Source organism: Falsirhodobacter sp. 20TX0035, from assembly GCF_028307215.1.
In the GTDB taxonomy this organism is placed as follows: domain Bacteria; phylum Pseudomonadota; class Alphaproteobacteria; order Rhodobacterales; family Rhodobacteraceae; genus Falsirhodobacter.
Map to the genome: position 1 here is coordinate 22,480 of NZ_JAQMHV010000010.1, position 23,695 is coordinate 46,174.

Genomic DNA, 23,695 nt, shown 5'->3' on the forward strand with positions numbered 1-23,695 from the left:
TAGTATCCTTTTACATCGGACTTTGGGAGGAGGTCCGACTCGCGGGAACCCCGTTGCGCGCGCGCATCGACCGGCCCGTCGTCATGTTCCTCCGGACGAGACAGGACACGACCATGACCCGCAAAACCCCCGCCGATCTGCGCTCGGCCCGCTGGTTCGCCCCCGACGATCTGCGCAGCTTCGGGCACCGCTCGCGGCTGATGCAGCTTGGCTATTCCGAGGAGGATTTCCGCGACAAGCCGATCATCGGCATCCTCAACACCTGGTCCGAGCTGAACTCCTGCCATGCCCACTTCAAGGAACGGGCGCAGGATGTGAAGCGGGGCGTGTTGCAGGCGGGCGGCTTCCCGGTCGAGCTGCCCTCGCTGTCGGTCGATGAAAGCTTCACCAAGCCGACCTCCATGCTGTATCGCAACATGCTGGCGATGGAGGCCGAGGAGATGATCCGGTCCCACCCGCTGGACGGCGTGGTGCTGATGGGCGGCTGCGACAAGACCACGCCGGGCCTTGTCATGGGCGCGATCAGCGCGGGCGTGCCGATGATCTACCTGCCCGCGGGCCCGATGCTGCGCGGCAACTATGCGGGCCGCATCCTCGGGTCCGGGTCGGACGCTTGGAAATATTGGGATGAACGCCGCGCGGGCAACATCAGCGACGCCGAATGGGTGGGCGTGCAGGGCGGCATCGCCCGCTCGGCGGGCACCTGCATGACAATGGGCACCGCGTCCACCATGACGGCGATCACGGACGCGATGGGGCTGACGCTGCCCGGCGCGTCGTCGATCCCCGCCGTGGACGCCAACCACCAGCGCATGGGCGCCGATTGCGGCCGCCGCATCGTCAACATGGTGTGGGAGGATCTGACCCCCGACAAGATCATCACGGCCGCGGCCTGCCGGAACGCGGCCATCGTGGCCATGGCCACGGGCTGTTCCACCAACGCCGTGGTCCACCTGATCGCCATGGCGCGCCGCGCGGGCGTGGACCTGACGCTGGACGATCTGGACGAATTGGGCCGCAACACGCCGCTGATCGCCAACGTCCGTCCGTCGGGCAAGGACTACCTGATGGAGGACTTCTTCTACGCGGGCGGGCTGCGCGCGCTGATGAAGCAGATCGAGGATCGTCTCGACGGCTCCGTCATGACCGTGACCGGCAAGACGCTGGCCGAGAACCTTGAAGGTGCGGTCGTCTACAACGACGACGTGATCCGCCCGCTGTCGAACCCGGTTTATGCCGAAGGCTCGCTGGCCGTGCTGCGCGGCAACCTGTGCCCTGCCGGGGCGATCATCAAGCCCGCCGCCTGCGATCCGAAATACCACGTCCATCAGGGCCCGGCGCTGGTCTTCGACAGCTACCCCGAGATGAAGAAGGCCATCGACGACGAGAACCTGGAGGTAACGCCGGATCACGTTCTGGTCCTGCGCAACGCCGGTCCGCAGGGCGGTCCGGGCTTCCCCGAATGGGGCATGCTGCCGATCCCGAAGGCGCTGATCAAGCAGGGCCACCGCGACATGCTGCGCATTTCCGACGCGCGGATGTCCGGCACGTCCTATGGCGCCTGCATCCTGCACGTGGCCCCCGAAAGCTTCGTCGGCGGCCCGCTCGCGCTGCTGAAGACGGGCGACATCGTGCGGATGGACCTGCCGAACCGCACGCTTGACATGCTGGTGGACGAGGCGGAACTGCAACGTCGCCGCGCCGCCTGGGTCGCGCCCGAACCGCATTACCAGCGCGGCTGGGGCTGGATGTTCTCGCGCCACGTGACGCAGGCCGACAAGGGCTGCGACTTCGACTTCCTCGAAACCTCGTTCGGCGGCGCCGTCCGCCAGCCCGACATCTTCTGAATGGAGCCGACCATGACCGACTACGTCCTGTCCGAGGACACGCGGGCCAAGTACCGCAAGATCTCCACCGCCTCGCTGGCGACGGCGCTGTACAAGCGGGGCTTGCGCAACCAGTTCATCCAGAACGTCGTGCCCGTGGCCCCGAAGCCGGTGACGATGGTGGGGCAGGCCTTCACCCTCCGCTACATCCCCGCGCGCGAGGATCGCAACGAGATCACGGTCTTCCGCAACGCCGACCACCCGCAGCGCGTGGCGATCGAAACCTGCCCCCCCGGCCATGTGCTGGTGATGGACAGCCGCAAGGACGCGCGCGCCGCCTCGGCCGGGTCGATCCTGGTGACGCGTCTGGCAATGCGCGGCGCGGCAGGTCTGGTGTCGGATGGCGGGTTCCGCGACGCCGAAGGCATCGGCAAGCTGGACATGCCCTGCTATCACCAGCGCCCCTCCGCCCCCACGAACCTGACCCTGCACGAGGCGCTGGACATCAACATCCCCATCGCCTGCGGTGACGTGGCGGTGTTCCCGGGCGACGTGATGGTGGGCGACCGCGACGGCGTGATCGTCGTTCCGGCCCATCTGGCCGAGGAACTGGCCGACGAATGCCTTGGCATGGAAAGCTTCGAGGATTTCGTGCTGGAGCAGGTGCTGGATGGCGCGGCCGTGATCGGCCTTTATCCCCCGACCAAGGAAGAAAGCCTGCAGAAATACCAAGCGTGGCGGGAAAAGACCGGCCGCTGACAGCCGGAACGAACCGCCGAGGCCATGGGCCCCGGCGGTTTTTTCATGCCAGTTCGGCGGGCAGCGCCACGTTCACGCATTCGCCGGCACGGGCCAGCTTGACCGTCAGTTCGCCCGAAGGAACCTAAAACCTCGGCGGTTTTTTCACGCCAGTTCGGCGGGCAGCGCCACGTTCACGCGTTCGGCCGCGCGGGCCAGCTTGGCCGCCAGTTCGTCCGAGATCGCCACACCCTTGTCCAGCGCGTCGCGACGCTTGCGCGCCGCGCTGTCGCCGGGCACCCGGACCGGGCCGGTGTTGCCCGCAGCCGGGGGATTGGTGCGGCAGGCCTCCGCCGTCCATTCGGACTGTTCGGTGAAGGCGTCCAGACCGCTGAACGCTTCGGGGTCCATGACCTGAAGGAACGCCGACTGGGCGAAGGTGCCGTTGTCGGTGTTTGCGCGGCCGCGCCCGGACAGGCCCTGCCCCAGCACGTCCACCATCAGCGCAAGGCCGAAGCCCTTGTGCCCTTTCAGCGCACCACCGAGCGGCATCAGCGATCCGCTGCGTTCCGTCACCTCCGAAGGATCGTCGGTCGGCGCACCTTCGGCCGTCAGCGCCCACGCTTCGGGGAAGCGTTCGCCCTTCTTGGCCAGCTGCTGCGTCATCGTCGTCGTCGCGATGGAGGTGGAGACGTCGATCAGCATCGGGTCCGACCGGGTGGGCAGGCCCACGGCCAGCGGGTTCGGCGTCAGCACCGGCTTGCGCCCGCCGAACGGGGCCACGCGTGCGGCGCCGGGGTTCGAACAGCTGATCTGCGCGATCAACCCCCGTTCCGTCACCCGCCGCAGATAGGCCGACAAGGCGCAGGTGTGGTGGCAATTGCGGATCGCCGCCGTCACCACGCCATGCGTCGCCACGCGGTCCATCGCCTGATCCAGCGCCTGCGTGAACAGCCACGCCCCTGGCAGGAAACGCCCGTCCCAGACAAAGGTCGCGCCACGATCCGACACCACCTCGTAGCCGCCAACGCCATTCATCGACCCGTCCGCCAGCGCGTCCAGATACCAAGAGATCAGGCTGACGCCATGGGTGTCGTGGCCGATCATGTCGCCTTCGACCAGGATCTCGGCGGTGGCGGCGGCCTTGTCGGCCTCCATCCCCGCGCGGGTCAGCATCGTTTCGGCAAAGGCGCGCAGGGTGTCGTGGGGGATGCGGGGCATGGTCTCTCCGGACATGAAAAGGCCGCGCCCGAAGGCGCGGCGCAAGGCGGGATCAGCGGAAGCCGATCTGCGCCAGTTGCAGTTCCGAGTTGGCGGCGATCGTCGGCTGGTAGTCCAGACGCGGCGACACGCGGGTGAAGCCCACCATGTGGAACATCGGCACGTTGGCGATGATGTCGTTCTCGGCCACGCGGAACACCTCGGACCACATCGCGGCGCGCTCATCGCCCGAGGCGATGGTCGCGTCGGCGATCATCTTGTCCAGCTCGGGGTTGACCACCATCGACTGGATCCCGTTCGAGGCGTATTTGACATAGGCCGTGAAGACGGGGTCGCCGGTGGCGTTGTCATGCATCGCTTCCGTCAGGGTCGGCACGCCGTCCTGGTTGAAGGGCCGCACGAAATAGGTGTTGTGCACCGACACGTCGTTCATCTGCAGTTCGACGTTCAGGCCGATGTCCTGCCACATGGCCATCATGGCTTCCATCGTTTCCGTCCCGTTCGGGAACAGGTTGTTCCGGCCCACGATCAGCACCTTGGTGTCCACCGGAACGCCGTCGGCCTTGGCTTCTTCCACCAGTTCCTTCGCGCGCTCGGGGTCATAGGGCCAGGGCTTCATGTCCTTGTTGTAGCCGATGGTCGTCGGCACCACGAGCTGGCTCGCGATCTGCGCCTCCTCGGGCAGAAGGGTGCCGATCATCGCCTCGCGGTCGATGGCCAGGTTCAGCGCCTCGCGGATGCGGCGGTCGTCCAGCGGCGCCGTGCGCGTGTCGATGCGCATGTAGGTGGTTTCCGAGTTCGGATAGGCGAAGTCGGTGTCGGGGTTCGTCGCGTCCTGCATGGCGATAGACGGCACGATGTCGGCCTCGCCCGTCTGGACCATGGCCGCGGCCACCGCGCTGTCGGCGCGCGAGATGTAGGTCGCCTGCTCCACCTGCGGCTGCTCGCCCCAGTAATCGGGGTTGCGCTTCAGGACAAGCGACTGGCCCACGTTCCACTGGTCGAAGATGTAGGGGCCGGTGCCGACGGGCTTGCGCGTCAGCTCGTCCACCGGGGTGGCGGTGGCCGAGGCGATGGGCATCACCGTCATCAGCAGCGGCAGGATGGGCGATGGCGGGTTCGTGGTGATGTCGATCGTGTGGTCATCCTTGATGTCCACCGAGAATTCCATCCCGCCGAAATACTTGCCACCCACTTCGCAGGTCAGGTTCGGGTTCTTGTTGCGCTCCAGCGTGAAGGCCACGTCCTTGGCGGTGAAGGGCGTGCCGTCGTGCCATTTCACCCCGTCGCGCAGCTTGAACTGCCAGGTGTCGTCATCGACCTGCGACCATTCAGTGGCCAGGCGCGGCTTCAGCCCGCCATCGACATAGTCGAACTCCACCATCATCTCGTTCACGTTTTCGGAAACAACGCGGCCGACGTTCTGGCGTGCGGACATGCAGGGATCCACAAGATCCACGTTCTGCGACAGCACGACCGTGATGTTGCGGTCCTGCGCATAGGCGCCGGTGGCCATGAGGGCCAGTGCGGCCGTGGCGGTCAGATAGGCTTTCATCATGCTCCTCCCAAAGCAAAAAGCCCGCCCCCGGTCGGGGTGCGGGCGTCGATCCGTCAGGCCGCGCTGCGCCGAGCCAGGCCGTTGGCCTGAAGGAACGCGCGCATCCTCGTGTCCTGCGCGGCGGTCAGGGGCCAGGCGGACGGGGCCCGCGTCGGCCCGCAATCCTGCCCCACTGCGGCCAGCGCCGCCTTCACGCCGGTGACGTTGGTGCCGTTCATCTCCTCGGCCCGAATCTCCTCGAACGGGGCCATGTCGGCGATCAGGGCGCGTGCGCAGGCATAGTCGCCCCCTTCCAAGGCCGCGTGGATGGCCATCGACCGTTCCGGCCAGATGTTGATGAGACCGGAGGTGAACCCCCGGGCCCCCACGGCGTAGAAGGCGGGCGCCCACACTTCGGCCAGACCGCCCACCCACACGATGGAGGGGTCGGAGGCGGCCATCGCCTCGGCCAGCCGCAGCGGATTGGCCGAAGCCCATTTCACGCCGACGACGCCCGGCACCGAACACAGGTCGGCGATCGCGGCCGCGCCCATGGCGTCGTTGCGCAGATACAGAACCAGCGGCAGCCCGTCCGCCGCCTCGGCCACGCGGGACAGGTAGGTCTTGACGCCGCGGGGCGCGGTGAAGGGATCCGGCGGCTGGTGCACCATCAGGCCGGCGGCCCCGGCTTTGGCCGCCGCGCGGGCCAGACGGCAGGCGTCGCCCACGCTGCGCCCCACCCCGGCCAGAACCGGCGCGCGGCCATCGACCATGCCCGTGACGGCGTGGATCATCTCCTCCGCCTCTTCCATCGTCAGGCCGTAGAATTCACCCGTGTTGCCGTTCACCACGGGGATGTGCATCCCGGCGGCCAGCGCCTTGTCGATGATCGGCTGCAGACGCGCGGGCGCGATGCGGTCCCCTTCGTCGAAGGGCGTCACCAGAATGCCCGAAATACCCGTCAAGGCCTGTTGCAGCATCGTCTCTCCTCCGGTGGATGAAGGCGTCGCTCCCCCGACACCTCTTGATTCTTATATATTAGCGTTCTAGAAATCTCAATCTGTAAGTTCGTGCCGCTGGCCGCGCAGGAAGGACCAAAAGGATGAACCCGACCTCCTATTCGGGGCTGGCGATGAACGACCAGCCCGCGGCGAACACGGTGCAGCGCATCCACGACGCGCTGCGCCAACGCATCATCACGCTGGATCTTCCGCCCGGCACCGTCCTGTCGCGGACCGAGCTGACGGAGGAATACGGCGTCAGCCAGACCCCCCTGCGCGAAGCGTTGCAGAAGCTGGCCCATGACGGGCTGGTCACGATCCGCCCCCAGTCCAAGACCATCGTCAGCCGCATCGACACCGAGCAGCTGCGCGAGGCGCATTTCCTGCGCGTGGCGCTGGAAACCGAAGTGTCGCGCCGCCTGGCCGAGGATCTTCCCGAAGGCACGATCGCGCGCCTCCGCTCCATCATCCGGATGCAGCAGGCGGTGGGCGACGATCCGTCGCAATACCGCATCTTTCAGGAACTGGACGAGCTGTTCCACCAGACGCTGTTCATCGCGGCGGGCCAGCCCGACCTGCACCGGCTGGTGCGCGAACGGGCGGGACATATGGAACGCGTTCGTCAACTTCACCTCCCTCATCCCGGCAAGATCTCCGACATCCTGGAACGCCACACGGCCATCGTCGACCGGATCGAGGCGCAGGACGCCCCCGGCGCCATGGACGCCGCCCGCAGCCACCTGAGCCGGACCGTCCTGCAGGTCGAAGCGCTTCGCGAGAAGCACCCCGACTACTTCACCTAGAGCACCGGCGTCAGAAGCGGCTGTCCGGCGTAAAAGGCCGCAAGGTTGTCCACCGCCAGCTGGTGCATGGCGTCGCGCGTTTCCACCGTGCCACTGGCGTGGTGGGGATACAGCACCACGTTCGGCAATTCCAGAAGGCGCGCGTCCGGTGTGGGCTCGTTCTCGAAGACGTCCAAACCGGCGCTGGCGATGGTGGCATTCTCCAGCGCCGCGATCAGCGCCTCCTCGTCCACCACGGTGCCGCGGGCGATGTTGACGAAGCTGCCATTCTCGCCCAGCGCGCGCAGCACGTCAGCCGAGATCAGATGCTCCGTGTCCGCCCCACCCGAGGTGGCGACGATCAGGATGTCCGCCCAATGGGCCAGATCGGTCGGGTTGTCGAAGAAGGTGTAGGGCACGTCCTTCTTCGTGCGGCCGGAATAGGCGATCTCCAGCCCGAACACCTCGCACCGTTTGGCGATGGCGCGGCCGATGTTGCCAAGGCCAACGATCCCCGCCTTCTTGCCGCGGGTCGACGTGGTCAGCGGGAACATCCCCATCTGGCCCCAGTCACCCGACCGCACATAGGCGTCCCCTTCCACCAGCTGCCGGCGGGCGGCCAGCATCAGCAGCACGGCCATGTCCGCCACGTCGTCCACCAGCGCGTCCGAGGTGTTGGTCATGCGGATGCCGCGGGCCTTCAGCGCCCCCACGTCGATCGTCTCGAACCCCGCCGAGGTGACGGCGATCATCTCCAGCGCCGGCATGTTGTCGAGGAAGGTCGTGTCCACATGCAGATGGCCGTTGCAGAACATCGCCCGGCAGCGCGGCCCGAATTCCGCTAGAAAGGCCGGCTTGTCGGTCGCACGGTCATAGCGGTGGCAGGTGTAAGCTTCCTCCAGCTGCGCCATCTGAAGCGCGCGGGGGGTGAAGGCGACCAGAAGATCGGGTTTCATGCGACGGCAGTCTCCATGTTGCGGCGCGCGTCCCGGCGGGCGGCCTGGACATTGGGATCGGGATCAAGGCTCGCGGCCAGAAGCGCGCGGGTATACTCCTCGCGCGGGTGGTCGAAGACCTGGCGCACGGGCCCTTCCTCGACGATGCGGCCCGCCTTCATGACGATCACACGGTCGGCGAAGTCCCGCACCACGGGAAGATCGTGGGCGATGAACAGGTAGGACAGATCGAATTCCTTCCGCAGCCCGTCCAGAAGCTGGATGACCTGCGCCTGGATCGACACGTCCAGCGCCGACACGGCTTCGTCGCAGATGATCAGGCTCGGCTCCATCGCCAGGGCGCGGGCGATGGCGATCCGCTGCCGCTGCCCGCCCGAGAACTGGTGCGGATAGCGCGCGGCCATTTCCGGATGCAGGCCCACCTTGGTCAGCAGTTCCGACACGCGGCCCCGCCATTGGGACTTCGGCAGGATGTCGGGATGAATGGCCCAGGCCTCGGCGATGATCTGGTAGACCGTCATCCGCGGGTTCAGCGATTGGGTCGGATCCTGGAACACCATCTGGATGTCCCGGCGCATCTTGAACAGGTCCTTCGGCGCCATCGTCACCAGATCGCGGCCACGATAGATGGCCTTGCCGCCGTTCGGCTCCTCCAGCCGCAAAAGGGCGCGGGCGAGGGTCGACTTGCCCGATCCGCTTTCCCCCACCACGGCCACGGTTTCGCCGGGCATGATGGTGAAGGTGACGCCCTTCAGCGCGTGGAACGCGCCATAGGATTTCTGCAGCGACTGCACCTTCAGCAGCGGCTCCCCATCCCGGTCGCCCTCGACCGGCATCTCGCCCTTGCCGGGGGCCGCGCCGATCAGCTTCTTCGTATAGGGGTGCTGGGGGTTGGTGTAGACCTCGGCGGCCTGCCCCGTCTCCACCACGCGGCCGCCGTTCATCACGACGACGCGGTCCGCGATTTCGGCCACCACGCCCAGGTCGTGGGTGATCAGCAGGATGCCCATGCCGGTTTCCTTCTGCAGCTCCTGCATCAGGGACAGCACCTCGGCCTGCACGGTCACATCCAGCGCGGTCGTGGGTTCGTCCGCGATCAGGATGTCAGGCTTCATCGCCACGGCCATCGCGATCATCAGCCGCTGCCGCTGCCCGCCCGAGAACTGGTGCGGATACTTGTTCAGCGCCGCCTCCGGCTCGGGCAGGCCCACGCGCTTCAGAAGGGCCAGCGCCCGGGCATGTGCGTCGGCCTGCGGCGTGCCGTGGACGCGCATGATCTCGGCGATCTGCCAGCCCACAGTGTAGACGGGGTTCAGGTGGGCCAGCGGATCCTGGAAGACCATGGCGATGCGCTTGCCGTTGATGCGGCGGCGCTCCTCGTCCGTCATCTTCAGCAGGTCCTTGCCGTCCAGCAGGATCTTGCCCTGCCGGATGCGGCCCGGCGGCATGTCGATCAGGTTCATCACGGCCGAGGCCGAGACGGACTTGCCCGACCCGGATTCGCCCAGGATCGCCAGCGTCTCGCCGCGGTCGAGGTGCCAGGACACGTCCTCCACCGCCTTCACGACGCCTTGCGCGGTGTGGAATTCCACCGACAGGTTGCGGACTTCCAGCAGATGATCAGCCATTCTTGCGTCCTCCCATTTCCAGCCGCCAGCGTTGCGCGGGATCCAGCGCGATGCGCAGCCAGTTGGAGATCAGGTTCAGTGACAGCGTCGTCAGGATGATGGCCAGACCCGGCCAGAACGACAGCCACCACGCGTTCGTCAGATAGGCGCGGCCCTGCGACACCATCAGGCCCCACGTGATCTCGGGCGCCTGAATGCCGATCCCGAGGAACGAGAGCGAGCTTTCGGCCAGCATCACGAAGGCGAAGTCCAGCGTCGCGATGGTGATCAGCGTCGGCAGGATCACCGGCAGGATGTGGCGGAAGATGATGCGGGTGGAGGAGGCGCCCATGACGGTGGCGGCCTGCACGAACATCCGCTCGCGGATCTCCAGCACCTCGGCCCGGGCGGTGCGCAGGTAGACGGGGATGCGGGTGATCGCCAGCACGATGATGATGTTGGTCACGCTGGGCTCCAGCATGTAAAGCACGATCACCGCCAGCAGAAGCGAGGGGAAGGACATGATCACGTCCGCAAAGCGGGGGATGATCTGGCCAAGGCGGCCGCGCGAATAGCCCGCCACCAGCCCCAGGCAGGTGCCGATGATCATGGAGCAGAGGACCGCCCCCGCCGCCACCATCATGGTGTTCTGCGCCGCGATGATCACCCGGGGCAGCAGCGGCCGGCCCAGCGAATCCGCGCCTAGCATCATGGCCCAGCCCAGGTCGAACTGGAACGGCGGCGCGTTGCGGCCGCGCAGGTTCAGCCCGCCCGCCGCGTCGCCCATCAGCCAAGGCCCGAACAGGGCGCAGAAGATCACGACGGCCAGGAACAGCATGGCCACGAAAGCGAACTTGTCCGCCCAGAGGAGTTTGAGGAAGGTGCCGAAGGGTCCCTTACCGCGCGGCGTCGTCGTCGCTGTGTCTGTCATCGCCATCGCTCAATACCGGATGCGCGGATCAAGCACGGCATAGGCCATGTCGATCAGCAGGTTCATGATGAAGATCGCCAGGGCGGAGATCATGATGGCCGCGAGGACCACCGCGAAGTCGCGTTGCAGGATGCTGTCGATCATCAGCTTGCCGATGCCGGGGAAGCCGAAGATCGTTTCCACCACCACGGCGCCGTTCAGGATCGCGGCCGCCTGGTCGCCGATCACGGTGATGACCGGCAAGAGCCCGTTGCGCAGCGCGTGCACGAAGATGATGGGGCGGGCGCGCACGCCCTTGGCCTTGGCCGTCTTCACATAGGCCGAGGACAGGGCCGTGATCATCGACCCGCGCACCACCTGCAGGATCAGGCCGAAGGGGCGGATGAACAGCACCGCCACCGGCAGGATCCAGTGCCAGACCGTTCCGGTGCCCGAGGTGGGAAGCCAGTGCAGGTTCACGGCGAAGATCACGATCGCGACGATCGCGATCCAAAAATCCGGGGCAGAGGCGCCGATGAGCGAGAAGAAGGTGGCCAGCCGGTCGAAGATCCCGCCCACACGGAAGGCGGCGAGCGAGCCAATGACCACGGCGGCGACGGTCACGATGCTCATGGTGACGACGGCAAGGCTCAGCGTCCAGCCGAAGCCCTGCAGCACCACGTCGATGGCCGGGCGGGCTTCACGGATGGACTCGCCGAAATCCAGATGCAGGAGGTCCCAGACATAGCGTCCGAACTGCACCAGCAGCGGGTCGTTGAAACCGTGCAGTTCACGGAACTGTTCGCGCGCTTCCAGGCTGGCATCGACCGGCAGGTACAGATCCGTTGGATCCCCCGTCAGCCGTGACAGAAAGAAGACGAGTATCACGAGCCCAACCAGCGATATCGCGCTGGCAAAGGCCCGTTTCCCCAAGAATTGCCTCATGTCGGCCCCCTCCCTTTCCCATTGGGTCGTGAGTGCGGCGTTCCGGGCCTCCATTCCCGAATCATCGCATTCTTATATATTAGTATATTCGGTTTGGAAGGAAAGGGCGGGGTTCTGGCCCATCCATGCCCTCCGTGCCGAAGACCCGGCCGGGTCCAACCCGGTTGCAGATCCTCGGCATACACCACTTGTCGGCAAAAGTCGTCTGTTGAATACGGCGAATACCAATTAATTCATCAGACAGGTTGTCAAGGAACCTTACAACCCGCCGAAGTGGAACGCTTTCGTCTCCAAGTATTCCTCGATCCCCTCCTGCGCCCCCTCGCGGCCAAGGCCGGAGGATTTCACCCCGCCGAAGGGCGCCACCTCATGGCTGACGCCGCCGGTGTTCAGGCCGACCAGCCCGAACTCCAGCGCTTCGCCCACGCGGAAGGCGCGGGCCATGTCCCGGGTGAAGAAATAGGCCGCAAGGCCAAAGGGGGTGCCGTTGGCGATGGCCAGCGCCTCCTCCTCCGTCTCAAACCGGAAGACGGGGGCGACGGGACCGAACGTTTCCTCGGACGCAAGGCGCATGTCGGTCGTGGCGCCGACTAGCACCACGGGATCGGCATAGGCGTCACCCAGATCGCGGGTCGCGGTGACCGCCCGGGCGCCCTTGGACAGCGCGTCCGCCACATGGCTGCGGATCTTGGCGATGGCGGCGGCGTTGATCATCGGGCCGATGGTGGTGCCCGCCTCCGTTCCTGGCCCGACCTTCAGCGCGTCCACCCGTTTGGCAAGTGCGGCAACAAAGGCGTCATGGATGCCCCCCTGCACCAGGATGCGGTTCGCGCAGACGCAGGTCTGCCCGCCGTTGCGGAACTTCGACATCATTGCGCCTTCCACGGCCGTGTCCAGATCGGCGTCGTCGAACACGATGAAGGGGGCGTTCCCGCCCAGTTCCAGCGACATCCGCTTCAAGGTCGGGGCGCATTGTTCCGCCAGCAGCGCGCCCACCCGGGTCGATCCGGTGAAGGACAGCTTGCGCACCACGGGGCTGGCGGTCAGCGTGGCGCCGATCACCTCGGGCCGGCCGGTCAGGACGTTGATCACCCCCGGGGGCACGCCCGCGCGTTCCGCCAGCACGGCCATGGCCAGCGCGGAATAGGGCGTGAAGTCCGACGGCTTCACCACCATCGTGCAGCCTGCGGCCAGACCCGGCGCCACCTTGCGGGTGATCATCGCGATGGGGAAGTTCCAGGGCGTGATGATCGCGCAGACGCCCACAGGCTCCTTCATGGCGAAGATCTTCTTGCCGGGCACCGGCGAGGGGATGATCTTGCCGTTGATCCGGCGCGCCTCTTCCGCGAACCAGCGCACGAAGGACGCGCCATAGGCCACCTCACCCCTCGCCTCGGCCAAGGGCTTGCCCTGTTCGGCGGTCAGGATCTGGGCCAGATCCTCGGTGTGGTCCAGCATCAGCTGGTACCAGCGCATCAGGATGTCGGCGCGATCGGCGGCGGTGCGCGCGCGCCAGCCCTTCATCGCGCGTTCGGCTGCGTCAATGGCGCGCGTCGTCTCATTCGCCGTGCAGTCGGGCATGGTGCCAAGGGTCAGGCCGGTGGCGGGATCGGTCACGTCCATGTCGGCGCGAGCGATCCAGTCGCCGTCGATCAGGGCCGCCTCGCGGAACAGGTCGGTGTCGTTCAGCTTCATCTCACGCCTCCAGCGCGTTCAGGATGGCGGCGGTGATCTGGCCCGTCCCGTGCGAGCCCGGGCGGATGCCCACGCCCTGCCCCGTCGCCGCCTGCACGGCCGACAGGACAGCGGTGGCGGCCGCGCTTTCGCCCAGATGTTCCAGCATCATGGCGCCCGACCAGATCGCGGCGATGGGGTTGGCGATGTTCTTTCCGGCAATGTCGGGGGCCGACCCGTGGACCGGCTCGAACATCGACGGGCCGCTGCGGTCGGGGCAGATGTTGGCCGACGCCGCGAATCCGAGGCCCCCCTGGATCGCCGCGCCCAGATCGGTCAGGATGTCGCCGAACAGGTTGGACGCGACGATCACGTCCAGATCCTGCGGCGCCATCACCATCTTGGCGGCCATCGCGTCGATGTGCATGTGGCTGACCGTCACGTCGGGATATTCGGGCGCCAGAAGCTGCGTCACCTCGTCCCAGAACACCATGGAATGCCGCTGCGCGTTGGATTTAGTGACGGAGGTGAGGTGCTTGCGCCGCGCCCGCGCCTGTTCGAAGCCGAAGCGCAGGATACGCTCCACCCCCTTGCGGGTGAAGATCGCGGTTTCCACCGCCACCTCGTTGTCGCGGCCATGATGGACGCGCCCGCCCGCGCCGGAATATTCGCCTTCGGTGTTTTCGCGGATGCACAGGATGTCGAAGCCTTGCGCCTTCAGCGGCCCCTCCACGCCGGGAAGAACCCGGTGCGGGCGGATGTTGGCGTATTGGTCAAAGGCCTTGCGGATCGGCAGCAGCAGCCCGTGCAGGGACACCGAATCCGGCACGGTCGCAGGCCAGCCCACGGCCCCCAGATAGATCGCGTCAAAGCCGCGCAGCGTTTCGATCCCGTTTTCGGGCATCATGCGGCCGGTGGCGACATAGGTTTCGCACGACCAGTCGAAGCGCGTGGCGTCCAGCGCGAATCCGAACCGTGCCGCGGCCGCGTTCAGCACCTGCATCGTGGCGTCGGTCACATCCACGCCGATGCCGTCCCCCGGGATCAATGCGATCTTGTGGGCCTTCATGTCCGTCTCCTTCAAAGGTCGATCAGTACCGATTTCGTGCGGCGGTTGGCGGCGAACGCCTCGCGCCCCAGGTCCTTGCCAAGGCCGGAGGCCTTCCAGCCGCCCGTGGGCAGGATGTGGTCGCGCGACCGGCCATAGCGGTTGACCCAGACCGTTCCCGCTTCCAGCCGCCGCGTCAACCGCAATGCGCGGGACAGGTCGCGGGTGAAAAGGCCCGCGCACAGGCCATAGCTGGGATGGCGGGCCAGCTCCATCGCCTCGTCCTCGGTGTCGAAGGTCTGGAAGGTGGCGACGGGGCCGAAGATTTCTTCCGTCACGGCGGGGTTCGACGGCGTGACCCCCGCGATCAGGGTGGGGCGATAGAAGCTGCCCGCGTGGTCGAAGCGGGTGCCGCCGCACAGGATCTCCCCTCCCTGCCCGGCGGCGGCCTGCACGATCCCGTCGATCCGCGCCAGCTGCGTTTCCGAGATGATGGGCGAAAATCCCGCCTCCGCCTCCCAAGTCGCGGCGGGGCGGTGACGGCCGAACCGTTCCGCCAGCCGGGCGGCCAGCGCGTCCGCGATGCCGCGCTGCACGATGATGCGCGACCCGGCTACGCAGAACTGCCCCGCGTTGGGAAGAATGCCGCGTTCCAGGCAGTCGGCCGTCAGGTCCACGTCGGCGTCGTCGAACACGACCATCGGGCTTTTGCCGCCCAGTTCAAGCGTCATCGGCTTGATGCCGGTGCGGGCGATGTTCTCCATGATCGCAGCACCCGCGCGCGTGGACCCGGTGAAGGAGATCTTGTCGATCCCCGGATGCCCCGTGATCGCGGTGCCGGTGACGGGCCCGTCGCCCAGCACCACGTTGATCAGGCCCGCGGGGATCCCCGCCCGCACCGACAGTTCTGCCATGTAGAGGGTGGAGAACGGCGTCATCTCCGACGGTTTCAGCACCACGGCGTTGCCCGCGGCCAGCGCCGGCCCCAGTTTCCATCCGGCCATGGAGATGGGAAAGTTCCACGGCGCGATCGCCCCCACCACGCCGTAGGGCTCGGACGAGATGTAGCCGAAGGCGCTGTCGGAAGTGGGCACCAGATCCCCGCCTTCCTTGTCGGCGAACTCGGCAAAGAAGCGGATCTGTTCCGCCGTCACCGCCACGTCCCCCGCCACAGCCTGCGACACGGGGCGGGAGGAGCAGACCGCCTCGAGCCGCGCGAGGGTGTCCGCCTCCGCCTCGATCAGGTCGGCCCAGCGGTGCAGGGCGCGCAGCCGGTCGCGCGGGGTGCAGCCGCCCCAGCCCGACATGTCCAGCGCCCGCCGTGCCGCCTTCACCGCCCGGTCCACCACGCCCGCATCCGCGCAGGGGATGGAGGTCAATACCTGCCCGGTGGACGGGGCCCGCACCTCGATCGCGTCCGGTCCGGGCACATAGGCCCCGTCGATGAAATGGCCAGACGGCAGGCGCACATCGGCGGGCGTGAAGGCAAGGGACATGGCGACCTCTCCATCGGTTCGGGATCAGGATGGGCGGGGCGGGCCAGAAAAAGCTGCCGAATGACGAAAGGGCGCGGCAGATTTGTCCGGCAGCGCGGGGGCGGCAGAAGATTGTGCGGTCAGCCTTCCGGCGCGTCCAGCAGGGCGGCAATCGGCACCGGGCGCACCGGCGGCTGGCCCCGCAGGCGCCCCACCTGCGCCACCGCGCATCCCGCCTGCCCCGCGATCAGTTCCGCCGCGGCCAGCTGGCAGTAGCGGCCCTGACAGCGCCCCATGCCGACGCGGGCCAGCGATTTCACACGGTTCGCCTCCGCCCCGGCCATCGGGACGGTGCCGCGAAGCTCGCCGGCCGTGATGCCTTCGCAACGGCACAGGACGGTGGCGTCGGGCAGGGCCCGCACCTGCGCGCCGGGCCAGGGAAAGGCGCGGGCCATCGCGCGCGCGAAACGGTCCAGCCGCGCCGCCCGCCGCAACAGCGCCGCCGTGCCGGAGGCCGGCTGCCCCAGATCCTCCAGCACCGCGTGGGCGGCCAGCGTTCCGGCCCGTTCCGCACCGTCGGCCCCCAATATCCGCACGCCATCCCCCGCCAGATACAGCTCCGGCCCCGCCCGGCCCAGCGCGTCGGTCTGCGGCAGCCATTGCGCCCAGTCCGCCGACCATTGGAAACGGGCGCCGGCCAGATCGGCCAGCTGGGTTTCCGCCCTCAGGTGCCAGCCCATTGCGACGGCGTCGCAGGGCGTTTCGTGCCATCGCCCACGGGCGTCCTGCCAATGAAGGGCCACGGGGCCGTTCGCGTCCGTTTCGATCCGCTCCAGCCGGACACCGGCGTGATACAGACGGCCCAACCCCGCCCGCATCCGCAACCCCCGCAGCGTGACCCAGGGCCGCGCCGCCGCCATCCCCGCCGCCCCCCACATCTGGTCGGAATACGAAGAGGTGTCGAGCACGGCCGCCACCCCCGCCCCCGCCTTGACCAACTGCGCGGCCACCAGCGTCAGCAGCGGACCGGAGCCGGCCAGAACGATGCGCCGACCCAGCGCCATCCCCTGCGCCTTCAGCGCGATCTGCGCCGCGCCCAGGGTGTAGACCCCGGCCGACTGCCAGCCGGGCACCGGCACGACACGGTCCGTGGCGCCGGTGGACAGGATCAGGCGGTCGTAAGGCAGGCGAAGCAGCCCGTTGGGACCCGTCGCATGCGCCACCCCGTTGCGCAGGGCGAAGACGGAATGTTCGGGCAGATGCTCCACCTGCCCCGCCGTCACCAGCGCGTCGAAGGTGGCGTGCAGGTGTTCCGCCTTTGCGGCCTCGGAGCCATAAAGCGTCCTTGCCGTGCGCCGGAAGCCTTCGGGTGGGCGACGGTAGATCTGGCCGCCCGCGCGCGCCGCCTCGTCCACGATCACGGGGCGCAGGCCCGCCTTCACCAGCGTTTCCGCCGCGCGGATGCCCGCAGGCCCCGCGCCCACGATCAGGACGCGGGTCATGCCGGCCAGTCCCCGGCGGGTGCCGACCGCAGCCGCATCCCCGCGCGGAGGGGGGTGGAGCAGGCACGCAGGCGCGGCCCGTCCTCCTGCCAGATCCAGCAGTCCTGGCACGCACCCATCAGGCAGAACCCGGCGCGGCCTTCGGGCCCGAACTCGGCCTGCCGCAGGCGGGGCTTGTGGATCAGGATGGCCGACAAGACGGTGTCGCCGTCCAGCGCCACCAGATCCTCCCCGTCAAAGCGGAACGACAGCGCGGGCCGCTCCGCCTCGGCCAGCCGAAGAAGTCGGCCGTTCATTCCGCGGCCTCCACCCGTTCCGGGGCGCGCGGCAGTTCGGGGAAGCGCTCGCAGACGGCGTCGAAGGCGCGCTGCACGGCGCCGGGGCCCTCGCCCTCGATGCGGCGGAAGATCTCCGTCTTGGTGAAGAAGCGCCAGTGGATCGGCAGCGACGCGAGGATCCGCGTCAGGGTGTCATAGGCTTCGGGCGTCCAGCGGGTCTCGTAGCCCTCCCGCTCGGGCCCGAAATGGAAATGGGCCGCGGGGGTGGCCATGTTCGCGCGCAGGCCCTGCGTCGCCGCATCGTCACCCGGCACCACGCCATAATCCCGCCGCGCCGCATCGGCGGACACGTAGCCCCGCGCCACGTCCTGCGCCACGCGCCAGGGTTCGCGCAGCTTCGGATCGCCCCGTCCGCCGCCACCGGCCGAACGGATGGCCAGAACGTCGCCCGGTTGCAGGATCGCGGTGTCGGTGTTGCCCAGCGTCCGCTCCTCGGGCGTGCCGGGGTTCACGATCATGTCCGACAGGCCCGCCGCGCGGCCGCCCAGAACGCCCCAAGGCCGGAAGAAGCTGCGGTCGCGGTTGCGGGCGGTGATGCGGGTGTCGGGGGCGAAGACGCGGAACGCCATCTCGGTCGCCAGCCCTCCGCGCCAGCGCCCCGCCCCGCCGCTGTCCTGCGCAAGGCCGTAGCGCACGAACTCCACCGGAACCTCCGTCTCCGTGATCTCGATCGGGGTGTTCTTCAGATAGGCCGCGTCCGCGCCCGAGCCGTTGGTCCCGTCGCGCCACGGCATCCCGCCGCCGCCGCCGACCACCGGGTTCACCGCGGCGATGACGGTCTTCTGCGTGCGTTCGTCCCGTGTCATGACGTTGACGATGCAGTTGTTGCCGGCGGGCGCCGCGGGCATCCGGTCAGGGATGGCCTGACTGAACGCGCCGAAGATGACCGACCGCAGCCGCGCGCAGGTCAGGGACCGCATGCCCACGGCGGCGGGGGCCACGGGGTTCAGCACGGTGCCTTCGGGCGCGATGCAGGTGAAGGGCCGCGTCAGGCCGGTGTTCAGAAGGATGCGGGGGTTCAGGGTGTACAGGACGTAATACACCCCCACCAGCAGGATCGTGTGACGCGGGTCCCCGCCCGACGGCACGTTCAGCGAACTGGCCAGTTGCGGGTCTGATCCGGTAAAGTCCAACACCGCCTCGTCCCCCCGGATCTTCAGGGTCAGGTTCAGGCGGCAGGGGTTGGCGTGATCGCTGTCCTCGTCGGCATAGTCCGCGAAACGGTAGTCGCCGTCGGGGATGGCGCGCAGGATGTCGCGGGCCTGCGCCTCGGCCTGATCCATCAGGGCGGCGACGCCCTGCACGAAGCCCCTCTTGCCGAAGCGGGCGATCATCTGGTGCACCTTGCGTTCGCCCGTGTTCAGCGCGCCGACCAGCGCCTGGATGTCGCCGATGTTCAGCGCGGGCTTGCGGACGTTGGTCTGCATGATCCGCAGGATCTGGTCGTCGAACACCCCTTCGCGCACCAGCTTCATCGGGGGGAAGCGGATGCCCTCCTGATGGATCTCGGTCAACGACCGCGACAGGGAGGCGGGCACCGCGCCTCCCATGTCGGTGTTGTGGATGTGCCCGCCCGTCCAGGCCACGATCTCGTCCTCCGCGAAGACGGGCTTCCACAGATGGGTGTCGGGGGCATGGGTGGCGACATGCCCGGAATAGGGATCGTTGGTGAAGGCCACGTCGCCGGGCCGGTAATCCTCCACCATGTCGATCGCGCGGCCATAGGTCAGGCCGGGATACCATGTCGCGCCCAGTTCCATCGGCACGGCAAAGGTGTCGCCCCGCCGGTCCATCAGCATCACCGTGAAATCCTGCGTTTCCTTCACGAAGGCGGAATGGGCGGTGCGGTGCAGGGTGTGGGCCATGTTCTCGGCCGCGGCGCGCGCGTGGTTGGCCAGCACCTGAAGCGTCATCTTGTCGAACATGGGATCACTCCTCGAAGGTCAGATGGATGTTGAGGTGGCGGTCCACCGCCGCGCGCGTGCCGTCCGGGATGGCGAAGGTCGTATCCTCCTGCGCGACGATGGCGGGACCGGCGAAGGTCGCGCCCGCGGCCAGGTCCGCGCGGTCGTAGAGCGGCACGTCGCGCCACCGGCCCATGTGCACGGGAACGAGGCGCGCGGGCGTGGCGGCGGCCGCAGTGCCCGCCTCGGCCGGGAATTCCGGCTTCGGGCCAGCGCCGATGGCCGACAGGCGCAGGTTCACCACCTCGATCCGGCCCTGCGTGTCGTCGAAGTCGTAGATCCGGCGGTGGGTGGCGTGGAACGCTTCGGCCATGCGGGCGGGGGTGTCCAGCCATGCGGGCTGCAACTCCACCTCGATCTCGTAGCTTTGGCCGGCATAGCGCATGTCGGCCGAAAGGCGCAGGTCGGCCGGGCCGTGGTGGCCCTGCGCGGCCAGCCAGGCCCGACCTTCATCAGCCAGCGCGCGGAACGGCGCGGCCAGCGACACGCCCAGATCGGCAAAGACCGTGCGGATGAAGTCGCCCCGCAGGTCCGCCACCAGCCCGCCCAAGGCGGACACCACGCCCGGACGGCGCGGCGCGATCACGCGGGCCATCCCCAGTTCGCGCGCCAGGAACGCGCCCAGCATCGGACCGCCGCCCCCGAACGGCATCAGCGCGAAGTCCCGAAGGTCCACCCCCGCGCGCGAGGACAGCTTCTCCACCTCCACGAACATCTCGGAAATCGCGATGTCGAGGATGGCCTGCGCCGTATCTTCCAAGCTGCGGCCCAGGGTGGCGGCCAGCGCGCCCACGGCCTGACGGGCCAGATCCACATCCATCCGCAACTGGCCATAGGCCATCTGGCTGTGGCCCAGCCAGCCGCAAACGGCCAGCGCGTCCGTCACGGTGGCACGGTCGCCGCCCCGGCCATAGCAGGCGGGCCCGGGATTGGACCCCGCCGATTCCGGCCCCACCCGCAGCACGCCCTGCCCGTCCACGGTGGCGATGGATCCGCCCCCGATCCCGATCGAGCTGACGGACACCGAGGGGATGTGCAGCGGGAACTCCCCGATCCGTTCGTCCGTGCCGAACTGCACCTCCCCGTCCACGATCAGCGCGAAATCGGCCGAGGTGCCGCCGATGTCCAGCGTCAGGATGCGCCCCTCGCCAGCCTGCCGCGCCAGCCACGACGCGCCGATCACGCCCGAGGCCGTTCCCGACAGCAGCATCGACACGCAGTCGCGCCGCCCCTGCCCCGCCGTCATCAGCCCGCCGTTCGATTTCGTCAGCATGGCGCGGGCGGGCACGCCCTGATCGGCCAGCCGCCGTTCCAGCGCCGCCAGATAACCGGACACGCGGGGATGCACATAGCCGTTCAGGATCGCGGTGGAGGTGCGTTCGTATTCGCGGATCACCGGCCACACCTCGGACGAGGTGAAGACGAAAAGGTCGGGGGCCAGCGTTTCGACCTGCGCCTTCACCGCCGCCTCCTGCCGGCCGTCGCGCCAGGAATGCAGCAGCGCCACGATCACGCCCGCGGCGCCCGCCGCCCGCGCGCGGTCCACGGCGAAGGCGATGGCCTGCGGATCGGGGGCCGTCGTTTCACGCCCGTCCGCGCGCAGGCGGGCGGGAATGCCGAAGATCATGTCGCGGGGGATCAGCGGGTCGGGCCGGTGGCAGAACAGCGAATACATGTCGGGCATCCGCAGGCGGGCCAGTTCGACCACATCCTCGAACCCCGCATTGGTGATCAGCGCCAGCGTCGCGCCCTTGCGCTGGATGATGGTGTTGATGCCCACCGTGGTCCCGTGCACGAAGCGCGACACAGCGGCGGGGTCCAGCCCCTCCCGCTCGGCCAGAAGGCGCAGGCCTTCCAGAAGTTCGGCGCCGGGATCGTCCGGCGTCGTCAGCACCTTCAACGAGGCGACGCGGCCCGACCGCGCCTCCAGTGCGCAGAAGTCCATGAAGGTCCCGCCGATGTCGACACCGATCTTCCAGTCCGCCGTGTTCCCGTCCATGTCATCCTCGCCTGTGTCCTGAGCCGAGGAAACCAGAGGGCGGCGCCCGCGTCCAAGACGCAGGTCGGGGCGGGCTATAAGTCGGACTTATGCCATGCGGCGCGGATGTGGTCGCGCATCACGTCCTCGGCCCGCGACAGGCTGCGGTTCTGCACGGTCAGCAGCGACAGGGGCAAGGTCGGCCCGTCGCGCAGCGGGCGGACATGCAGACCCGCGAACTGCGTCCAGGGCAGCAGCGAATCCACCACCGCCACACCCAGGCCCGCCTGCACGAAGCCGACGGCGGTGATGGAGAGGTCGATCTCCAGCATCGGTTCGAAGCGCAGGCCCTGCCGGCGGGCGGTGGCCGACAGTTCCGCATGCGGCCGCGTCGCGTTGCGATAGGAGATCAGGGGCACCCCCGCCAGATCGGCCAGCGACAGGCTGTCCGCCGCCGCCAGCGCATGACCCGCCGGAAGAAGGCAGGAAAAGCCGGTGGTGCCCAGCCGTTCCGTCACGATGTCGGGCGGCAGATCGTCGTCCAGCGCCAGCGCCATAGCCGCGTCCCCGGCCCGCAGCATCCCGATCAGGGCCAGCAGGGGCGCCACATGGGACCGCAGCAGCACGTCCGGATGGGCGGCGCGGTAGCTGGCCAGCACGCCGGGAAGAAACGACATGGCCGGCGGGGGGGAGGTCGCGATCCGCACCAGACCCGCCCGTCCCAGGCGCAGATCCGCCGTCTTGCGGCGCAGCCCTTCCAGACCGTTGAACAGCGTTTCCGCCTCGCCATGCAGTTCCAGCGCCTCGGGCGTGGGGTGAAGGCGGCCCTTTTCGCGGGTGAACAGCGCAAAGCCCAGTTCATCCTCGGCGTGCAGCAGGATCTGGGACAAAGCGGGCTGCGAGATGTTGAGCATCCGCGCCGCCGCCGTGATGGACCCGGCGCGCATCACGGCCACGAAAACCTCAAGCTGTCTGGCGCGCATGGGACCCCCTATAGGCCGGACTTATGACATCCCGCATTTCCGGTCTTTGACGCAGCGCCTGTCAAGACGCTTGATGGACCGGTGCGAAACGGGAGGCGGACCATGTCGGTGATCGTTCTGGGCGGCGGGCTGATGGGCACCGCCACGGCCTTCTTCCTGGCCCGGCGGGGCGTGGCCGTCACGTTGGTGGAACGCGGGCGCGTTGGCGCGGGCGCCACCGTCGCGTCGTTCGGGAACGTGCGGCGCAGCGGGCGGCACCTGTCGCAGCTGCCGCTGGCCCGCCGCTCGCTGACCCTGTGGAACGAGGCGGCACGCCTTCTGGACCGGGATGTGGAATTCCGCGCCACCGGCCATCTGCGCCTGATCTTCGACGCGGACGGGCTGGCCCTGATGCGCGACTACGCCCGGGCCGCCCGCCCCGCCGGGCTGGAGTTGGAGGAGCTGTCCCCCGCCGACCTGCGCCGCCGTTTTCCGGGCCTTGGCCCCGACGCCATCGGCGCGTCGCTGTCGCCCGAGGACGGGTCCGGCAATCCGCGCCTGATCGGTCCGGCCTTTGCCGCGGCGGCGGCCCGCCTTGGGGCGCAGGTCGTGGACGACGCCGGCAGCGTGCAGGTGCGCCGGACGAGTGCCGGGTTCGAGGTGGTGACGGCCCGGGGCACCTTCACCGCTGACCGGCTGGTGAACTGCACCGGCGCGCGGGGCGGCGATCTGGCGGCGCAGTTCGACGAACCCGTTCCCATCCGCATCCTTGGCCCCCAGATGGGCGTGACGGAGCCTCTGCCCCATCGCATCCTTCCTGTGGTGGGCGTCTGGGACGCGGCGCACGGCGCCTATCTGCGGCAGGTGGAACGCGGCAACGTGGTCTTCGGCGGCGCGGTGGACCGGACGGAGGTGGATCCCGCCACCGGCCACGCGCATGTGGATCCGGCCCACCTGCCCCACCAGTTGCGCGCCGTGGTCCGTCTGGTTCCCGCGCTGCGCCACGTCGCGGTGATCCGCCAGTGGTCGGGGGCGGAAGGCTATGTGGCGGACGGGTTGCCCGTCATGGGCCCCTCCCTCACCACGCCGGGTCTGTTCCACGCCTTCGGCTTTTGCGGCCACGGGTTCCAGCTGGGGCCGGGCGTGGGGGATGCAATGGCCGAACTGGTGGCCACCGGGCGCTGCGACACGCCGCTGGACGCGATGCACGTCGCGCGGTTCGCCGCATGAG

19 protein-coding genes are annotated in these 23,695 nt (G+C 68.4%); 4 read left to right on the plus strand and 15 right to left on the minus strand.

What is annotated here, in order from left to right; genetic code table 11:
• Positions 1-113: 113 nt before the first annotated feature.
• Both araD and PIJ50_RS11550 read left to right on the plus strand, forming a co-directional pair.
• The gene (gene araD, locus PIJ50_RS11545; RefSeq protein ID WP_271975411.1) at positions 114-1,847 is read left to right on the plus strand and encodes an L-arabinonate dehydratase; all 1,734 of its coding nucleotides are present in this window, start codon (positions 114-116) and stop codon (positions 1,845-1,847) included.
• A 12-nt stretch (positions 1,848-1,859) separates the two neighbouring features.
• Positions 1,860-2,585: a ribonuclease activity regulator RraA gene (locus PIJ50_RS11550; protein WP_271975413.1), complete on the plus strand. Its 726-nt coding sequence runs from the start codon at positions 1,860-1,862 to the stop codon at positions 2,583-2,585.
• 144 nt (positions 2,586-2,729) lie between these two features.
• On the opposite strand, the gene PIJ50_RS11555 is transcribed toward PIJ50_RS11550, so the two are convergent.
• The 3 genes from PIJ50_RS11555 to PIJ50_RS11565 are packed head-to-tail and all read right to left on the minus strand — an operon-like array spanning position 2,730 to position 6,302.
• The gene (locus PIJ50_RS11555) at positions 2,730-3,785 is read right to left on the minus strand and encodes an Ldh family oxidoreductase (RefSeq protein ID WP_271975415.1); all 1,056 of its coding nucleotides are present in this window, start codon (positions 3,783-3,785) and stop codon (positions 2,730-2,732) included.
• A 52-nt stretch (positions 3,786-3,837) separates the two neighbouring features.
• Positions 3,838-5,343 (minus strand): ABC transporter substrate-binding protein, encoded by a 1,506-nt coding sequence (locus PIJ50_RS11560; RefSeq protein ID WP_271975416.1) that lies wholly within the window; start codon positions 5,341-5,343, stop codon positions 3,838-3,840.
• Between the two features lie 53 nt (positions 5,344-5,396).
• Entirely contained in the window at positions 5,397-6,302 is a 906-nt protein-coding gene (locus PIJ50_RS11565) for a dihydrodipicolinate synthase family protein (RefSeq protein ID WP_271975419.1), read from the minus strand.
• Between the two features lie 122 nt (positions 6,303-6,424).
• Here PIJ50_RS11565 and PIJ50_RS11570 point away from each other — a divergent pair, with 122 nt between their 5' ends.
• Positions 6,425-7,126, plus strand: coding sequence for a GntR family transcriptional regulator (locus PIJ50_RS11570; protein ID WP_271975420.1), 702 nt, complete (start codon positions 6,425-6,427; stop codon positions 7,124-7,126).
• Here PIJ50_RS11570 and PIJ50_RS11575 read toward each other — a convergent pair.
• The 12 genes from PIJ50_RS11575 to PIJ50_RS11630 all read right to left on the minus strand — a co-directional run bounded on the left by PIJ50_RS11575 (position 7,123) and on the right by PIJ50_RS11630 (position 22,485).
• Positions 7,123-8,061: a 2-hydroxyacid dehydrogenase gene (locus PIJ50_RS11575; protein ID WP_271975423.1), complete on the minus strand. Its 939-nt coding sequence runs from the start codon at positions 8,059-8,061 to the stop codon at positions 7,123-7,125. The two genes, PIJ50_RS11570 and PIJ50_RS11575, sit on opposite strands and share 4 nt — an antisense overlap.
• On the minus strand, positions 8,058-9,689 hold the full coding sequence (locus PIJ50_RS11580) for an ABC transporter ATP-binding protein (protein ID WP_271975425.1): 1,632 nt from the start codon (positions 9,687-9,689) through the stop codon (positions 8,058-8,060). The genes PIJ50_RS11575 and PIJ50_RS11580 overlap by 4 nt, the downstream gene beginning before the upstream one ends.
• Complete coding sequence (locus tag PIJ50_RS11585; protein WP_271975427.1) at positions 9,682-10,599, minus strand: ABC transporter permease; 918 nt, start codon at positions 10,597-10,599, stop codon at positions 9,682-9,684. The genes PIJ50_RS11580 and PIJ50_RS11585 overlap by 8 nt, the downstream gene beginning before the upstream one ends.
• A gap of 9 nt (positions 10,600-10,608) precedes the next feature.
• On the minus strand, positions 10,609-11,523 hold the full coding sequence (locus tag PIJ50_RS11590) for an ABC transporter permease (protein ID WP_271975429.1): 915 nt from the start codon (positions 11,521-11,523) through the stop codon (positions 10,609-10,611).
• 258 nt (positions 11,524-11,781) lie between these two features.
• Positions 11,782-13,218 (minus strand): NAD-dependent succinate-semialdehyde dehydrogenase, encoded by a 1,437-nt coding sequence (locus PIJ50_RS11595; RefSeq protein ID WP_271975431.1) that lies wholly within the window; start codon positions 13,216-13,218, stop codon positions 11,782-11,784.
• 1 nt (position 13,219) lies between these two features.
• Positions 13,220-14,266 carry a tartrate dehydrogenase gene (locus PIJ50_RS11600; protein ID WP_271975433.1) on the minus strand — a complete coding sequence of 349 codons (1,047 nt, stop codon included), beginning with the start codon at positions 14,264-14,266 and terminating at the stop codon, positions 13,220-13,222.
• Between the two features lie 11 nt (positions 14,267-14,277).
• Positions 14,278-15,741 carry an aldehyde dehydrogenase family protein gene (locus PIJ50_RS11605; protein WP_271975434.1) on the minus strand — a complete coding sequence of 488 codons (1,464 nt, stop codon included), beginning with the start codon at positions 15,739-15,741 and terminating at the stop codon, positions 14,278-14,280.
• Between the two features lie 119 nt (positions 15,742-15,860).
• Positions 15,861-17,222 carry an NAD(P)/FAD-dependent oxidoreductase gene (locus PIJ50_RS11610; protein ID WP_271975436.1) on the minus strand — a complete coding sequence of 454 codons (1,362 nt, stop codon included), beginning with the start codon at positions 17,220-17,222 and terminating at the stop codon, positions 15,861-15,863.
• Positions 17,219-17,518, minus strand: coding sequence for a (2Fe-2S)-binding protein (locus PIJ50_RS11615; RefSeq protein ID WP_271975437.1), 300 nt, complete (start codon positions 17,516-17,518; stop codon positions 17,219-17,221). The genes PIJ50_RS11610 and PIJ50_RS11615 overlap by 4 nt, the downstream gene beginning before the upstream one ends.
• The gene (locus tag PIJ50_RS11620) at positions 17,515-19,485 is read right to left on the minus strand and encodes a hydantoinase B/oxoprolinase family protein (RefSeq protein ID WP_271975439.1); all 1,971 of its coding nucleotides are present in this window, start codon (positions 19,483-19,485) and stop codon (positions 17,515-17,517) included. The genes PIJ50_RS11615 and PIJ50_RS11620 overlap by 4 nt, the downstream gene beginning before the upstream one ends.
• Positions 19,486-19,489: 4 nt before the next feature.
• Entirely contained in the window at positions 19,490-21,523 is a 2,034-nt protein-coding gene (locus PIJ50_RS11625; RefSeq protein ID WP_271975441.1) for a hydantoinase/oxoprolinase family protein, read from the minus strand.
• Positions 21,524-21,597: 74 nt separating this feature from the next.
• Positions 21,598-22,485, minus strand: coding sequence for a LysR family transcriptional regulator (locus tag PIJ50_RS11630; protein WP_271975443.1), 888 nt, complete (start codon positions 22,483-22,485; stop codon positions 21,598-21,600).
• A 102-nt stretch (positions 22,486-22,587) separates the two neighbouring features.
• Here PIJ50_RS11630 and PIJ50_RS11635 point away from each other — a divergent pair, with 102 nt between their 5' ends.
• Positions 22,588-23,694, plus strand: coding sequence for an NAD(P)/FAD-dependent oxidoreductase (locus PIJ50_RS11635; RefSeq protein WP_271975444.1), 1,107 nt, complete (start codon positions 22,588-22,590; stop codon positions 23,692-23,694).
• The last annotated feature ends 1 nt before the right edge of the window (position 23,695 follow it).